General features: G+C 71.4%; 9 protein-coding genes. 1 reads left to right on the top strand and 8 read right to left on the bottom strand.

The window, feature by feature from the left end; translation table 11 throughout:
* Window positions 1-97: 97 nt before the first annotated feature.
* Window positions 98-1,063 (top strand): cation diffusion facilitator family transporter, encoded by a 966-nt coding sequence (locus ABKA19_RS02385; RefSeq protein ID WP_353687488.1) that lies wholly within the window; start codon window positions 98-100, stop codon window positions 1,061-1,063.
* 95 nt (window positions 1,064-1,158) lie between these two features.
* Here the strand turns inward: ABKA19_RS02385 and ABKA19_RS02390 are convergent, their stop codons facing one another.
* From ABKA19_RS02390 to glyQ, 8 genes are all read right to left on the bottom strand, one after another.
* Window positions 1,159-3,540: a Tex family protein gene (locus ABKA19_RS02390; protein WP_353687489.1), complete on the bottom strand. Its 2,382-nt coding sequence runs from the start codon at window positions 3,538-3,540 to the stop codon at window positions 1,159-1,161.
* A 106-nt stretch (window positions 3,541-3,646) separates the two neighbouring features.
* Window positions 3,647-4,333, bottom strand: coding sequence for a hypothetical protein (locus ABKA19_RS02395; protein ID WP_353687490.1), 687 nt, complete (start codon window positions 4,331-4,333; stop codon window positions 3,647-3,649).
* A gap of 51 nt (window positions 4,334-4,384) precedes the next feature.
* The gene (locus ABKA19_RS02400; protein WP_502945690.1) at window positions 4,385-6,556 is read right to left on the bottom strand and encodes a S46 family peptidase; all 2,172 of its coding nucleotides are present in this window, start codon (window positions 6,554-6,556) and stop codon (window positions 4,385-4,387) included.
* An 81-nt stretch (window positions 6,557-6,637) separates the two neighbouring features.
* Window positions 6,638-10,459: a translocation/assembly module TamB domain-containing protein gene (locus ABKA19_RS02405; RefSeq protein ID WP_353687491.1), complete on the bottom strand. Its 3,822-nt coding sequence runs from the start codon at window positions 10,457-10,459 to the stop codon at window positions 6,638-6,640.
* Entirely contained in the window at window positions 10,456-12,234 is a 1,779-nt protein-coding gene (locus ABKA19_RS02410; protein WP_353687492.1) for an autotransporter assembly complex protein TamA, read from the bottom strand. Before ABKA19_RS02410 ends, ABKA19_RS02405 begins: the two co-directional genes overlap by 4 nt.
* A 59-nt stretch (window positions 12,235-12,293) precedes the next feature.
* Window positions 12,294-14,414, bottom strand: a complete 2,121-nt coding sequence (gene glyS / locus ABKA19_RS02415) for a glycine--tRNA ligase subunit beta (protein ID WP_353687493.1) — start codon at window positions 14,412-14,414, stop codon at window positions 12,294-12,296.
* Entirely contained in the window at window positions 14,411-15,091 is a 681-nt protein-coding gene (locus ABKA19_RS02420; protein WP_353687494.1) for a glutathione S-transferase family protein, read from the bottom strand. The genes glyS and ABKA19_RS02420 overlap by 4 nt, the downstream gene beginning before the upstream one ends.
* A complete protein-coding gene (gene glyQ / locus ABKA19_RS02425) occupies window positions 15,091-15,993 on the bottom strand; it encodes a glycine--tRNA ligase subunit alpha (protein WP_353687495.1) in 903 nt (300 codons plus the stop codon). Before glyQ ends, ABKA19_RS02420 begins: the two co-directional genes overlap by 1 nt.
* Window positions 15,994-16,051 lie beyond the last annotated feature (58 nt).

Raw genomic sequence — 16,051 nt, forward strand, 5'->3', positions numbered from 1 at the left:
GCCCCAGGTGGCGGAGTCAGCCGGGCAAGCCCGGCTCTACGGACGCCACCGCGCCCAGGTGCTGGCATCGAAGCCGGGGCTGGGGCAGGCTGGGGCCATGCACGCGCCGGGCGAACCGGGGAAGACGCCGTGGTACGCCGCCACCGAAGCGGGGGTGCTGCGGGTATCGATCATCGCCACCGCGATGGTGGCCGCGCTGGGCATCGCCTTCGGCCTGCTGTCGGGCTCCTACGCGATCGTCTTCGACGGCATCTATTCGCTGGCCGACGGCGCCACCAGCGTGGTCGCGCTGCTGGTCGCGAACCTGATCGCGAACTACAACGCCAGCGGCACGTCGAACCGGCGCCTGGTCGAGAAGTTCACCATGGGCTTCTGGCACCTGGAACCGATGGTGCTTGGCGCCACCGGCCTGCTGCTGTCCGGCGCCGCGGTCTACGCCTTCATCAACGCGGTCGGCAGCTTCATGGCCGGTGGCCGGCCGCTGCAGTTCGGCCAGGCCATCGTCTACGCCGTGGCGACCGTGCTGATCAGCCTGGCGATGGCCTGGTACGGGCGTCGCGCCAACCGGCGCCTGCGCTCTGACTTCATCGCGATGGACGTGCGGGGCTGGCTGATGTCGGCGGCAATCACCGCCGCGCTGCTGGCCGCCTTCGTCATCGGCCTGGCGATCCAGGGCACGGCGCTGGAATGGATCTCGCCGTACATCGACCCGGCGGTGCTGGCGCTGGTGTGCCTGGTGGTCTTCCCGATCCCGCTCGGCGCTGTGCGACAGGCGCTGGAGGAGATCCTGCTGGTCACGCCGACCGAACTGAAGCAGCACGTGGACCGGGTGGCCGGCGAGGTGGTCGCGCGCCATGGCTTCACCGGCTATCGCGCCTACGTGGCCAAGGTCGGGCGCGGCCGGCAGATCGAGCTTTACTTCATCGCGCCGTCCGGCTGGCCGGCACGCACGCTGGAAGAATGGGATGCGCTGCGCGACGAGATCGGCGAAGCGATCGGCGGCGATTCGCCCGACCGCTGGCTCACCATCGCCTTCACCACCGACCGGGGATGGGCCGAGTGAGGCCGCCGTCGTAGAGCGGGGCTATGCCCCGCTGTTGCGGTCAAGGGGAAACCAGGGCAACGGGGCAGGCCCGGCTCTGCGCACGAGGGCGCGGGTCAGCTGCGGCGAAGGCCCTTGAGTGCATCGGCCATCGCGCTGTTGAACGGCGCGGCCTGCTGCGCCGGACGCGCGTTGCCGCCGCCGCCGCGATTGCGGTCGTTGCCACGCGCGTCGCGCGGCGCGCCGGTCCGCGCGGCCTCGCGGCGTGCGGCCTCGCGGTCGCCCGGCCGCGGCGCGGGCTGGCCCGGCTCATCGTCCAGGCGCCGGGTCAGGGCGATGCGCTTGCGCGCCACGTCGACCTCCAGCACCTTGACCTTGACGATGTCGCCGGCCTTCACCACCTCGCGCGGATCCTTGACGAAGCGGTCCGACAGCGCCGAGATGTGCACCAGCCCGTCCTGATGCACGCCGATGTCGACGAACGCGCCGAACGCCGCGACATTGCTGACCACGCCCTCGAGCACCATCCCCGGGCGCAGGTCCTTGATGTCCTCCACGCCGTCGGCGAACCTGGCCGCCTTGAACTCCGGGCGCGGGTCGCGGCCGGGCTTCTCCAGTTCCTTGAGGATGTCGCGCACGGTCGGCAGGCCGAAGCGCTCGTCGGTGTACTGCTCGGCCTTGAGCGAGCGCAGGAACGCGCTGTCGCCGATGATCTGCTTCACCGCGCGGCCGCTGCCGGCGAGGATGCGCTCGACCACCGGATAGGCTTCCGGGTGCACCGAGGACGCATCCAGCGGCTGCTCGCCGTCGGCGATGCGCAGGAAGCCGGCGCACTGCTCGAAGGTCTTCTCGCCCAGCCGCGGCACCTTCAGCAGCGCCTTGCGCGAGGGGAAGGCGCCGTTCTGGTCGCGGAAGGCGACGATGTTCTCGGCCACCGTCGAGGACAGGCCGGAGACGCGCGCCAGCAGCGCGGCCGAAGCGGTATTCACGTCCACGCCGACCGCGTTCACGCAGTCCTCCACCCGCGCATCGAGCGCGCGCGCCAGCCGGTACTGGTCCACGTCGTGCTGGTACTGGCCCACGCCAATGGCCTTGGGCTCGATCTTGACCAGCTCGGCCAACGGGTCCTGCAGGCGCCGGGCAATGGAGACCGCGCCGCGCAGCGACACGTCCAGGCCGGGGAATTCCTTCGCCGCCAGCTCGGAAGCCGAGTACACCGAGGCGCCGGCTTCGCTGACCACGATCTTCTGCATCTTCAGTTCGGGCACCAGCTTGAGCAGGTCGCCGGCCAGCTTGTCGGTCTCGCGCGAAGCGGTGCCGTTGCCGATCGCCACCAGCTGTACGCCATGGGCGACGCACAGCTTGCGCAGCGAGGCCAGCGACGCGTCCCACTGGCGCCTGGGTTCGTGCGGGTAGATCGTATCGGTGGCCACCAGCTTGCCGGTGGCGTCGACCACGGCGACCTTCACCCCGGTGCGCAGGCCCGGATCCAGGCCGAGCACGGCCTTTGGCCCGGCCGGTGCGGCCAGCAGCAGGTCCTTGAGGTTGTCGCCGAACACCGCGATCGCCTCGGCCTCGGCCTTCTCGCGCGCCTGGTTGAACAGGTCCAGCAGCAGGTGCAGGTGGATCTTGGCGCGCCAGGCCAGGCGGCAGGCATTGCGCAGCCAGGCATCGGCGGCGCGGCCGCGGTCCTCGATCCCGGCATGGCGGGCGATGCGGCCCTCGGCGTAGGCGTTGCCGGTCTCGGCGTCGGTGCCCGGGTCGAGCTCCAGCTGCAGGAATTCCTCGCGCCGCCCGCGGAACAGCGCCAGCAGGCGGTGCGAGGGGATCTTCGCCAGCGGCTCGGCGTGGTCGAAGTAGTCGCGGAACTTCTCGCCGGCCGCTTCCTTGCCTTCCACGACCTTGGCGCGGATCACGCCGTGGGCCTCCAGCCACTGGCGCAGCTCGCCGAGCAGCGCGGCGTCCTCGCCCCAGCGCTCGATCAGGATCGCGCGCGCGCCCTCCAGCGCGGCCTTGGCGTCGGCCACGCCCTTGTCGGCGTCGACGAACGACGCGGCGAACGCCTCGGGCACCTGCGAGGGATCGGCGAGCAGGCCATCGGCCAGCGGCTCCAGCCCGGCCTCGCGCGCGATCTGCGCGCGGGTGCGGCGCTTCTGCTTGTACGGCAGGTACAGGTCCTCCAGCCGCGACTTGCTGTCGGCGGCCTCGATCTCGGCGCGCAGTTCGTCGGTCAGCTTGCCCTGCTCGTCGATGCTCGCCAGGATCGTGGCGCGGCGCTCTTCCATCTCGCGCAGGTAGGCCAGGCGCACTTCGAGGTTGCGCAGCTGGGTGTCGTCGAGGCCGCCGGTGACTTCCTTGCGGTAGCGGGCGATGAACGGCACGGTCGCGCCCTCGTCGAGCAGGTCGACGGCGGCGACCACCTGTGCCGGCTGCGCGCCGATCTCCCCGGCGATGGTCTGGGCGATCTTGCGCGCGAGCGCGGCGGAGAGTTCGGTCATGGACTGCGGATTCTGTGGCGGAAAGCGGAGTCCGATTGTGGCAATCGCCACCGGCCGATGTAAGCCGTTGACAAGCCGTCGCCAGTCGCGCAGCCGGATGCCGGTTTCAGGGCGCCGTACGCCGCGCTTCCGGCGCCAGGGTCTCGATCACCTTCCCGCTCGCGTCGAGGAACTCGATCGCGCCATGTCCCTCCGGGGTCACCGTCAGGCGCAGGCGCGGCCGGTTCTGCCGATCGGCCAGCGCGATCGCCGGCGTGCCGTCGGCGGCCACGGTCATCGCGATGCGGGTGGCGCCGTCGGTGCCGGGGATGATGCGGTCGCCCAGCGCCGGCTCGCGATGCACGGTCGCGCGCTGGTTCATGCTGAAGCTGACCGAGCCGTCGGGCATCACCCGCCAGCCGACCGCGTCGCCGTTGACGTGGTCCTGGGCCAGCACCGTGGCGGTGCCCTCGATGTCGGCCACGCCGTAGCCGCCGCGCTCGTTGCCCTCGGCATCGAACATCACCAGCCCGGACACGGGGAACGCGCGCTTGTACTGGATGCCGTCGATGACCGGCGCCGGCGTGGGCGAGGCCAGGGACAGGCGGATCACGTTGTGCTCGTCGACCACGTCGATGCGGCGCACCACCAGGCGTTCCTGGTCGACCGAATCGACCCGCGTCTCCGGGGTCCGGGTGGCCACCATCTTCTGCAGCGCCTGCATCGACGGGCGCGACCCCGGCTCTGCGGCACGCGACGGCGCGCACGGCACGGCGATGGCGAGAAGGACGAGCGCGGCGGGGAAGGTCTTCATGCGGTTCCTTGTTGTTCCTGTGGACGGGCGGATTCGCGGCGCGCGCTGCGATCAGCCATCCAGTCCCATCTCCCGCAGCAGGTGCGGCGCCGGATACACCTGGTCCATCAGCCAGCGCATGTAGCGCATGTCGACGTGGATGGCGCGCTTGTAGCGCGGATCGAACCACCAGCTGGCGCTGACCGCTTCCCAGTTGCTGTCGAAGTTCAGGCCGATCAGCCTGCCGTGCGCGTCGAGCACCGGCGAGCCGGAGTTGCCGCCGGTCGTATCCAGGTTGGTGAGGAAGTTGACCGGCTGGGTGCCCAGCGACGCGTCGGCGGTGCCGGCGAAGTCGCCGCGCGCGATCGCGTCCAGCAGCGGCTGCGGCGCGTCGAAGGGAACCTGCCCGGTGTGCTTCTCGAGGATGCCGGCCACGCTGGTCAGCGGCGAATAGGTCACCGCGTCGCGCGGTTGCAACGCCTCCAGCCGGCCGTAGCTCACGCGCAGGGTGCCGTTGGCGTCCGGGTACAGCGGCCGGCCCTGGTGCGCGCGCCATCCGGCGAGCACGGCCATGTACACCGGGCGCAGGCGCAGCAGCTCGCCGTCGCGCGCCTTGCGTTCGTCCTCCAGCCGCAGCTGCGCCGGTACCAGCCGGGCAGCCAGCTGCAGCAGCGGATCGGCCGGCAGGGCGGCGCCCTGCCTGGCCGCCGCGAAGGCCGCCATCCGCGCCGCTTCATCGCCCAGCGCGGTGCCCGCGTACAGCGACTGCAGGGCCGCCGCCAGCTCCGCCGGGGTGCGGCCGAACGCCGCATCGAACTCCGCCAGCCGCTGCGCATCGGGCAGGCGCTGGTAGCGGCCGAGCAGCTCGCCCAGCAACGCCTGCTCCACCGCCGGGTCGTAGCGCCGCTGCACCTGCTTCAACGTGCCCTCGATCAGGGCCAGGTCGCGCGCCTGGTAGCCGGTTTCGCGCGCCGGGTCCGGCTTGCCCGCCTCGATCCGCAGCCGCTCCAGCACCAGCGCCGAGCGCAGCAGCTGGCTCTGCGACACCACCAGGCCCAGCAGCAGGTCGCGCTCGCGCATGGCAGACGCCTGCGCCAGCACCTGGTCCAGTGCCTCCAGTTCGCGGCGGTCGCCGCGCGCGGTCGCGCGCAGCATGTCCCGCTCGTCCGCCGCGCGCTGGCCGACCGCGTCGCTGCGGCGCAGGCCATCGAGTTCGCCGGCGGCGCGCTTGCGGTTGTTCTTCAGCGACTGCAGCTGCGAGGCGTACAGCGTGCGCGCCTGCGCGTCCTGGCGGCCGGCCGCCTCGATCGCCGCGATCAGCGCATCGAATACCTCCACCCGCGCCGGCAGGGTCCATTGGACCTGCTCGGCGAACTCGGCCGCGGTGCGGTGGCGATAGGTGGTGCCCGGGTAACCGGCGAGCATGGCGAAGCTGCCCTCGTGCGGGCCTTCGCTGGCGACCTGCAGGTGCGACGGCGGCTGGTAGGGCACGTTGTCCGGCGCGAACGCGGCCGGCTTGCCGTCCGGGCCGACATAGGCGCGCAGCAGGGTGAAGTCGCCGGTGTGGCGCGGCCACATGAAGTTGTCGGTCTCGTCGCCGAAATTGCCGATGCTGCGCGGCGGCGCGTAGACCAGGCGCAGGTCGCGCAGCTCCAGCTGGCGGATCCGGTAGAAGTCGGTGCCGTTGTACATGTTGGCCACGCTGCAGCGGACACCGGCCTCGCGTTCGCACTCGGCCACGACCTGCTTGCTGGCCGCGTCGACGGCATCGAAGTAGGCGCGCCCGCGCTTGCCACGCGCCGAACCCAGCACCTGGTCGGTGACCTGGTCGAAGCCGATCGTGACCAGCACCCGGAAGTCGGGGTTGGCCGGCAATTCCCCGGCGCGGTCGGCGGCGACGTAACCGGCGTCGATCAGGTTGCGCGCCGGCGTGCTGTTGTACTGGATCACGCCGAAGGCGACGTGGTGGTTGGTCAGCACCAGTCCGTCGGCGGACACGAACGCGCCGGTGCCGCCGCCGGCGCGCACCACCGCGTTGAGCGGCGCGGCGGTCAGGTCGGCCAGGGTGGCTGGATCGCCGGCGTAGCCGGCTTCACGCAGCTGGCGGTCCAGTTGCGGCAGCTGCGAGGGCATCCACATGCCTTCGTCGGCGTGCGCGTGCGCGGCCAGGGCGGCCAGGCAGGCCAGGGCGGCGCGGGCGAGGCGGCTCGGCGTCGCCCGCGCGGCCTTCGTGTTCTGGGTCATCGGCGGTCCATCGATGCAAGCGGACCGGTGACGTTAGCGGCCGTGCGCGGCGCGGACAACCGCCGCAGGTCATGCGCGGGCTCAGCGCTCCGTGCGCCAGTTGACCGAACCGCGCGTCTCCACCGTGCTCGATTCCAGCTCGATGTCGAAGCCCTTGCGCAGCAGGTACTTCAGGATCACGACTTGGCCTGCACCGACCATCGACACGCCGTAGCCGACATACAACCGCGGCGACAGGTACTTGCCGACCCCGACCACCGATCCGCCCAGCGCGCGCGACTGCATCACGCCGGCGTCGTCGAAGCCCAGCCGCGTGCCGATCTGCGCGGCCAGCAGGCCGGTGCCCGCCGACATCGCGGCCGAAGTCGCGGTGACCTGCTGGGCCTGGTCGCGGGTCGCGCCTTCCAGGCTGCGCCCCAGCATCAGGTAGGCCAGGGCCTCGGACTGCGGCATCGACGGGTTCGACCAGACGTTGAGCTGGGGCGCGCTCACGTGCCCGGACACGTCGATGCCGGCGATCACGTCGCCGACCCGGCGCTCGGCGCGCACGTTGATGCGCGGATCGGCGATCTGGTTGTTGCTCCAGGTCAGCTGGCCGGTGGTGATGGTCAGGTCCTGGCCGTAGGCCTTGTAGCGGCCGCCCACCTCCAGCGCGCCGGTGGCCACCATCTCGTGGCCCGGGCGCGAGCGCACCTGCAGGCGGCCGCCCATCGTGCCCTGCAGTCCGTAGCCGGTGACGCTGACGTTGTTGTCGCGCAGGATCAGGGCCAGGTCCATGTCCAGCGGCGCGCTGGCCTGCTCTTCCGGGTCCGCCGGGTCCACCACCACCACGTCCTCGGAGACGGAGGCGCCCTGCTCGAGCCGCTCCAGGTTGACCGTCGCTTCGGTGACCTCGACCTGGCCGCGCAGGACCATGGTCGGCCCGTCCATGCTGAACTGCAGGTCCGGGTTGGCGGTGGCCCTGAGCATCGGCGTATCGGCGATCAGCACGTCCTGGCCGCGGATGTCCAGCTCCAGCGGCGTGGCCTGGCCGAACCAGGACAGGCTGCCATCCACGGTCAGGCGGCCGCCGCCGGAATCCACCGACGCCGACAGGCGTGCCGAGCCGTCTTGCTGTGCATCCAGGCTGCCTTCGCCATCGGTGAGGCTCAGGCCCAGCGCCGGCAACTCGCCCTGGAAGTCCTCCAGCAACAGCTGCCCGGCCATCAGCGGCGTCTCCCGGGTGCCGCGCACGCTCATGTGGCCGCGCACGACCCCGCGCGGGCGCACCAGGTCCGGCGAGAACAGCTCCAGCCAGAACAGCTGCGAAACGTAGGTATAGAGTTCGCCGGTCAACGGCGAATACGGATCCCAGCCGGTGTTGAAGGTCGCGTCGACGTAGCCGTTGCCCTGGAAGCCGGTGCCGAGCCGGCCCTGGATCTTCTGCGGGTCGAAGGTGAGGTCGAAGCTGAAGTTGTCGTAGCGGGCGATCTCGCGCCGCGCGTTGTTGCCCAGGCGCATGCCGCCTTCCGGCGACTTCAGGTGCACGCCGCCGACCCAGCGGTTGCCTTGGGGGCGGATGTCGGCGTCCAGGGTGAGTTCGCCGCGCAGCACCAGCGCCCGGCCACCCTGCTCCGGCAGCCACGGTGCCAGCAGGGTCAGTGGCAGGCGCTCGCTGTTCACCACCAGGCCCTGGCGCGGCCAGTCGGCCTGCGCGCACAGCGAGGCGTCGCCGTGGGCGCCGGCGGTAGCCAGGCAGGCCGGCTGCAGCTGGAACCGTTCACCGACCAGGGTGAACTCGGCCGGCGACGACAGCGCCCAGGCGTTGCCGCGCGCTGGCTCGATCCGCAGCTGGTCCAGCGAGCCGCTCCAGCCGGCGCCGCGGCGCTGCACTTGCCCAGCGATGCTCAGGCCCGCGGCCTGCGGACTGTCGGCCTGCACCTGCAGGCGCAGGTTCTCCACCGCCCCCTGCGCATGCACGGTGAGCTGCTGAAGCGGAATTCCCACCTGGAGCTCGCTGCCCTGCACGGTGAGGTCGCCGTTGCTGCCCCGCCAGGGCAGCTGGCCGCGCAGGTCCAGCGCGTTCGCGCTCCACTCGTCCCAGCGCAGCCCGCGACCCCGCAGGTCGGCCTGCACGTTCGGCGCCTGGCGGGTGCCGGTCAGGCGCAGCGAGCCCTCCACCGTGCCCGCGGCGGTCGGCAGCAGGTCGTCCAGCTGCAGCGGCTGCAGCTGCGCGGTGATGTCGAGGCGGTCCCCGACGCGGCCGTTCGCGCGCACGCGGCTGTTGCCGAGCGACAGGGCCAGGTTGCCCTCGCCCTGGTCGCCGCGCAGCACGAAGCGGCCGTTGCCCGACAGCGGGCGCCCGCGCAGGCGCCCACCCAGCGACTGCACGTCGGCCTGCGCGTCGAAGCCGCCCGTGTCGCGGGCACGGCCGGTGGTGGCGATGCGGCCCTGGACATTGCCGTCCCAACCCGGCGCGAAATAGCCGGGGTCGAAGCCTTCCAGCACCAGCGCCAGGTCCCAGTGCAGCACTCGGTCCCAGCCGGCCTCGCCGGTGGCCTGCAGCGTGCCGGTGGGCATGGTCGCCTGCAGCGCGTGGATGCGTGCGCGCGATTCGTCGCCGCGCAGGTCCAGCACCAGGTCGGCCTGCTGGTCGCCGCGGCGCAGGGTCGCATCGCCATAGGCGGCCCACTGCTGCAGCGACCCGGCCAGGCCCAGCGCCGCATCGACGCCGATCGCCGGCGCGGCCGGATCCTCCCCTTCGAACACCAGGTCGCGGGCCACCAGCGAGAAGCGGAAGCGGCCGTCTTCCGGGTCGGTGAAGTCTGCGCGGCCCTTGAGCACCACCTGGCCACCCTGCGCTTCCAGCACCAGCGGCGCGACGGTCAGCACCTGGTTCTCGAGGTGGACCTGGGATGGGGCGATGGTCAGCTGTTGCGTGCCGCGGCCGACTTCGCCGGACAGGCTGGCGCGGCCGCCGGTGCCGCTGGCGACGAAGTCGAACGTGACCGGCTCGGCCGCCGGTTCGCCGCCGGTGAACAACGCCGGCTCCAGGCCCTTGCTGCTGGCCTGCAGGCGCCACGCCGGCGCATCCTCGTCGCCGCCGAGGGTGAGCGTGGCGCGCAGCGGGTCCGGCGCGCGCCCACCGATGCCCACTTCCATCTTTGACAGGTCGCCGCGTGCGAGCAGGCCCAGCCGCGCCGGACTCTGCCCGCGCGGCGCCGGCAGCACCGCCGTCACCAGGATGTCGCTGCGATAGTCGTGCACCGGCTCGTAGCTGCCGTGCACGGTGAACAGCCCCAGGTCGCTGTCGATCGCCAGGCGCTCGGCATGCAGCGAGCCGTTGGCGATGTCGATGCCGCCGCGCAGCGAGCGGATGTCGATCACGTGCTCGCCGCCGGAGCTGACGTCGAGGCCGTCGATCACGATCCGGTCGGCCTGGATCGCGATCGGCATCTCGATCGGCGGCAGCGACTCGGGCCAGCGCGGCAGCTCGAACGGCTCGTCGCTGCGCGCCAGGTTGAGCGTGGCGCCCTCGATCTCGAACGCATCCAGGCGCAGGCGCCGGCCCAGCAGCGGGCGGATGTCCGGGTCCAGGTAGGCGCGCCTCGCGGTGAAGCGGTAGTCCTCGTAGCGGAAATCGAGGCCGTGGATCGTCAGTGGCCCGGCGATCGGGCCTTCGACCTTCTCCCAGGTCAGGGTCGCGCCGACCGGCAGCCGCGACATGATCTGCGCCAGCAGCACGTCGCGGCCGGCCACCGTCTGCAGCAGCCAGTACACAAGCACCACCGCAGCGACCACCATGGCCAGCACGCCCAGTCCGGACCAGGCCCAGAACCGGCGCCGGCGGTAGAAGCGCGGGCGCGGCCGCGGCGCGGGTGCCGGCGACGGCGACGGCGACGGCGGGGATGCCGGCGTGCTCACAGGTTCGCCCCCAGGCTGAGGTAGATCTGGAAGCTCGAATCGGGGTCGTCCAGGCCGTGGGCGATGTCGATGCGCACGCCGCCGATCGGCGAGCGCCAGCGCGCGCCGACGCCGACGCCCACGCGCAGGTCGAACTCACTGGGGCTGTCGAACGCGTCGCCGGCATCGACGAAGCCGGCCATGCCCCACGGCCCCGCGTTGAAGTAGTGCTCGTACTCGACCGAGCCGGTGACGACGTAGCGCCCGCCGATGGCGAAGTTGTCCGGTGGCGGCGTGCGCGGGCCCACCTCGCGCCAGGCGTAGCCGCGGATGCTGCGGTCGCCGCCGGCGAAGAAGCGCAGGCTCGGCGGCATGGCCACCAGGTCGCTGGTCCAGGTGGCGCCGGCTTCGCCGCGCACGATCAGGCGGTCGGCCTCGCCCACGCCCTGGAACCAGGTGCCGCTGGCCCAGCCCTGGAGGAAGTTGGTATCCGAACCCAGGGCTTCGGAGCCGGCGCGCGTGGCCAGGTTCAGGCTCAGGCCGTGGCGCGGGAACAGGCGGTTGTCCACGCCGATGTAGCTGCCGGTCACCTCCGGGTAGAACAGCGTGGAGTACGTGTACAGGCGCTGGCCGGTGTCAGCGTCCATGTCGTAGCTCCAGCGCTCGCGCAGGGCGATCAGCGAGCCGGTCGCGGTCCAGCGGTCGGTCAGTTCGCCGCTGCGGCTGGCCAGCAGGCGCACGTTGCGGAAATCGATGTAGTCGGTCTGCTCGTCGTAGGCGCTGAACGCGCCGGTGTACCAGCCGTCGAGCCACGCGAACGCGGGAATGCGGTACTGCACCAGCAGGTTCTTGCGGTTCTGCGCGTAGTCCACGTCGGTGACCAGCTTGTGGCCGCGGTCGTTGACGTAGCGGCGCTCCATGCCGAAGCGCACGCCCATGCCGCTCTCGGTGCCGTAGCTCAGGCCGGCGGTGTAGACCGTGCGTTTGGCCAGCGCCAGGGTGACGTCGATCGGCACGCGCAGGTCGTCGGTGGCCTGGTCGGTGAGCGGCTGGATGTCGATCGCGCTGAAGTAGTCGAGCTTGACCAGCGACTGCCGCAGGCGGTCCAGCTTGCCCTGGTGGAAGTAGCTGCCCTCCTCCCAGGTCACCAGCTTGTCCAGCAGGCCGGGCCGGAAGAAGTCCTGGTGGAAGGTAGTCGGCCCCATGTCGTAGCGGAAGCCGCTGTCCCAGACCAGGTCGATGTCCGCTGCGAGATCGGCGCGGGTCACCCGCACCTCGCGCTCCATGAAGTCTGCGTCGAAGTAGCCGCGCTCGGCCAGGCGGCGGCTGATCCCGTCGCGGCTGGCTTCGTAGGTGCCGTGGTCGAAGGCATCGCCCTGGCGCGGGCGGAAGGCTTCCAGGTCGCGCGCCAGGTACTGGTCCTCGCCGCCGGGCCCGACGATGGCCACGTTGGACTCGCGCACGCGCACCGGCTCGCCGGGCTCGACCGTGACGATCACGGTGATGCGGTCCTCGGCGTCGCGTGGCGAATCGACGGTGATGGTCGGCGAGTAATAGCCGAACGGCTCCAGCGCCTGCCGCGCCTCGCGCTCGGCGTTCAGCAGCAGGAACTCCAGCCGCGACTCGCCCTGGCGCTTGCCGATCTCGTCGTTGACCGACAAGGCCAGGCGGACGTTGTTCAGCAGGGCCGGCTGGTCCTCCAGGCCGCGGATCTCGACGCGCTCGATGGTGCCGCGGGCCAGGGCGGGCAGGGCCACCAAGGCCAGGAGCAGCGCGAGGATCGGGCGGGGTCGCATGCGCGCAGGATAACGGGGCCGGTACCGGCCCCGTTAGCGCGTCCTCACGGCGGCAACGTTCAGGTTGACAGCTGGCCGATCGCCGCCACCGCGCCGAAGCGGTCGGCCAGCCGCTTGAGCAGGGCCAGGCGATTGGCGCGGATCGCCGGATCCTCGGCGTTGACCATCACCTGGTCGAAGAACGCATCGACCTGCGGCCGCACCAGCGCCAGCCGGTTCAGCACGCGCACGTAGTCGTGCTGGTGCAGGGCGGCGGTGGTGTCGTCCAGTGCAGCCTCCACGGCTTCGCCCAGCGCGCGCTCGGCCGGCTCGGTGAACAGCGCCGGATCCTCCATCGCCGGGATGGCGGTGTCGGCCTTCTTGAGGATGTTGCCGATGCGCTTGTTGGCCGCGGCCAGCGCCTCGGCTTCCGGCAGGGTGGCGAAGGTGCCGATCGCGTCGATGCGGGTGTCGAAGTCGTACAGCGAGGCCGGCTTGAGCTCGGCCACCGCGTTGAAGTGCGCGGCCGGCACGCCCTTGTCGGCGTAGTAGCCGCGCAGGCGGTCGAGGATGAAGTCGTAGAGCTCGCCGCCCAGGAGGATCTCGTCCAGAGACGGCTTGCCCTCTCCACTCACGGGCTTGAGTGTGCCGAGGCGCTTCATGTCGGCGGCGACGGTCTCGATGGCCGCGTCCAACATCTTCTGCAGATCGAGTGTGAGACCGCTCTCGATCACCGTCCGCGCCAGCCCCAGCGCGTTGCGGCGCAGGGCGAACGGATCCTTGTTGCCGGTCGGCTTCAGGCCCGCGGCGAAACCGCCGGCCAGCGTGTCCAGGCGCTCGGCAATGGCCAGCACCTTGCCCAGCGGCGACAGGGCGATGTCGTCGCCGGCGAAGCGCGGCTGGTAGGCCTCGTCGATCGCCAGGGCCACTTCGGACGGCTCGCCCGCGGCCAGCGCGTAATGACGGCCGGCAATCCCCTGCAGCTCGGGGAATTCATTGACCATGCGCGACTGCAGGTCGTTCTTGGCCAGGGTCGCGGCGCGGCGCGCCTGCGCCGGATCGGCCCCGACCTGCGTGGCGATCGCCTCGGCGAGCGCGGCCACGCGCGCGACCTTGTCGGCCACCGAGCCCAGCTTGGCCTGGTAGGTGACGGTCATCAGGCCGTCGCCCATCGACACCAGCCCCTGCTTGAGGTCCTCGTCGAAGAAGAACCTGGCGTCGGCGAAGCGCGGGCGGATGACGCGCTCGTAGCCCTTGCGCACTTCGGCGGCGTCGCGCGACTCGATGTTGGCGATGCCGATGAAGTGCTCGGTTAGCCTGCCGCCGTCGCTGAGCACCGGGAAGAACTTCTGGTTGACCTCCATGGTCTCGATCAGCGCTTCCTGCGGCACGGCCAGGAACGCGCGCTCGAAGCTGCACAGCACGGCCGCCGGCCATTCCGTCAGGCAGACCACCTGCTCGAGGTTGTCGTCGGTCATGCGCGCGCTGCCGCCGGCCTGGCGGGCGGCAGCCTCGACCTCGGCTACGATGCGGGCGCGGCGCTCGACCGGGTCGACCAGCACGTGCGCGGCGCGCAGGGCATCGATGTAGTCCTGCGGCTGGCCGATCCACACCGGCTTGTCGTGTTCGAAGCGGTGGCCACGGCTCATCCGGTCGGACTTCACGCCCAGCACCTGCGCCTCCACCACGTCCGACCCGAGCAGCAGCACCAGCCAGTGCACCGGGCGGGCGAAGGCGTAGTCGTGGTCGCCCCAGCGCATCGGCTTGGGGATCGGCATCGCCGCGATCGCCTCGGCGACGATCTCCGGCAGCAGCGCGGCGGTCTGCGCGCCCGGCTTCACCGCACGGTGCACGAAGCGCTCGCCCTTGGCATCGCTGGTGCGTTCCAGCGCGGTCCACTCGATGCCCGCCTTGGCGGCGAAGCCTTCCAGCGCCCGGGTCGGCTTGCCTTCGGCGTCCAGCGCGATGTTCAGGTACGGGCCCAGCACTTCGCTGCGCTGCTCGGGCTGTTCGGCATCGACCGCCGGCAGCAGCACCGCCAGCCGGCGCGGGGTGTACAGCGGCCGCGCGTCCGCGGCGTCGAAGCCGACGCCGCGCTTTTCCAGCGCCGCGACCACGCCGTCGAAGAAGGCCTGCGCGAGCCCCGGAAGCGCCTTGACCGGCAGTTCCTCGGTGCCCAGTTCGATCAGCAACGGCTTCATGCGATGGATTCCTTGGTGCCCTTGGGTTGCGGGGTGAAGAAGGGGGCGTAGTGGGCGCGGAACACGTCCAGCGCCTCGCAGCGGGCGACGTGCGCTTCCAGCGCCGGCCAGGGCGACAGGTCGAGCGGCAGGGACTGCGCCGCGTAGTTGGCGTAACAGGCGACGGTGATGTCGGCGAGCGTCATCGCTCCGCTTGCGAGCCAGCGGTCGCCGCGCGCCGCGCAGGCGTCGTCGAGCGCCGCCAGGGCGCCCTCCACCTGGACGCGGTTGCGCTCCAGCAGCGCGGCCGACCGGTGTTCCGCCGGATGGAAGATGCGCTCGAGCACGCTGGCCACGCAGCGGTCGGCCGCCCCACTGGCCAGGCCGACCAGGCGCATCGCCTCGCGCCGCTCGGCGCCGCCGGCCGGCATCAGCATCGCCCCGCCCGGTTCGTGTTCCAGCCAGTCCAGGATCGCGGCCGACTCGGTCAGCACCTGGCCGTCGGCCAGCACCAGCACCGGCACGCGGCCGAGCGGGCTGTACTGGCGGATGCGGTCGAAATCGGCGCCGACCGACCAGGCGCGATGCTCGAACTCGTAGCCGAGCAGCGCCAGCGCGATCGCCACGCGCCGGGTGAACGGCGAGTCGTACATGCCGATCAGGATCATCGTGCCGTCGACTGCGGGGCGGCCGGACATCAGGCCGTGGCTCCGCGCTTCAGGCCCGGGAAGCCCAGCTTCTCGCGTTGCGAGTGGTAGGCCTCGGCCACGGCCTGGGCCAGCTTGCGCACGCGCAGGATGTAGCGCTGGCGCTCGGTCACCGAGATCGCGCGGCGCGCGTCGAGCAGGTTGAAGCTGTGGCTGGCCTTGCACACCTGCTCGTAGGCCGGCAGCGGCAGGCCGGCCTCGACCAGCTTCAGCGCCTCGGCCTCGCAGGCGTCGAAGCGGTGGAACAGCTCGGCCACGTCGGCGTGCTCGAAGTTGTAGGTGCTCTGCTCGACTTCGTTCTGGTGGTAGACGTCGCCGTAGGTGACCACGCCCTGCGGGCCGACCGTCCAGACCAGGTCGTAGACGTTGTCCACGTTCTGCAGGTACATGCACAGCCGTTCCAGGCCGTAGGTGATCTCGCCCAGCACCGGCCGGCATTCCAGGCCGCCGGCCTGCTGGAAGTAGGTGAACTGGGTCACCTCCATGCCGTTGAGCCACACCTCCCAGCCCAGGCCCCAGGCGCCGAGGGTCGGCGATTCCCAGTTGTCCTCGACGAAGCGCAGGTCGTGCACGCGCGGATCGATGCCCAGGGCCTTCAGCGAACCCAGGTACAGCTCCTGGATGTTGTCCGGGTTGGGCTTCATCACCACCTGGTACTGGTAGTAGCGCTGCAGGCGGTTGGGGTTCTCGCCGTAGCGGCCGTCGGTGGGGCGTCGCGAAGGCTGCACGTAGGCCGCGTTCCACGGCTCCGGGCCCAGCGCGCGCAGGAAGGTGGCCGGGTGGAAGGTGCCAGCGCCGACCTCCAGGTCCAGCGGCTGGATCAGCACGCACCCCTGCTCGGCCCAGTAGGCGTTGAGCGCCTGGATCAGTCCCTGGAAAGTCGGTCCGGTCATCGGAATTATTGCGCTGCGGAAAAGCGGGCTAGTATAGGGCCGAGCCCCGTGCCATGCG

Source organism: Pseudoxanthomonas sp. Soil82, from assembly GCF_040446535.1.
In the GTDB taxonomy this organism is placed as follows: Bacteria; Pseudomonadota; Gammaproteobacteria; order Xanthomonadales; family Xanthomonadaceae; genus Pseudoxanthomonas; species Pseudoxanthomonas kaohsiungensis.

Excerpts from the sequence above, each read along its gene's own strand:
- ABKA19_RS02385 (WP_353687488.1), top strand. The coding sequence starts at position 98 with ATGCACGCGCCGGGCGAACCGGGGAAGACGCCGTGGTACGCCGCCACC.
- ABKA19_RS02390 (WP_353687489.1), bottom strand. The coding sequence starts at position 3,540 with ATGACCGAACTCTCCGCCGCGCTCGCGCGCAAGATCGCCCAGACCATC.
- ABKA19_RS02395 (WP_353687490.1), bottom strand. The coding sequence starts at position 4,333 with ATGAAGACCTTCCCCGCCGCGCTCGTCCTTCTCGCCATCGCCGTGCCG.
- ABKA19_RS02400 (WP_502945690.1), bottom strand. The coding sequence starts at position 6,556 with ATGACCCAGAACACGAAGGCCGCGCGGGCGACGCCGAGCCGCCTCGCC.
- ABKA19_RS02410 (WP_353687492.1), bottom strand. The coding sequence starts at position 12,234 with ATGCGACCCCGCCCGATCCTCGCGCTGCTCCTGGCCTTGGTGGCCCTG.
- glyS (WP_353687493.1), bottom strand. The coding sequence starts at position 14,414 with ATGAAGCCGTTGCTGATCGAACTGGGCACCGAGGAACTGCCGGTCAAG.
- ABKA19_RS02420 (WP_353687494.1), bottom strand. The coding sequence starts at position 15,091 with ATGTCCGGCCGCCCCGCAGTCGACGGCACGATGATCCTGATCGGCATG.
- glyQ (WP_353687495.1), bottom strand. The coding sequence starts at position 15,993 with ATGACCGGACCGACTTTCCAGGGACTGATCCAGGCGCTCAACGCCTAC.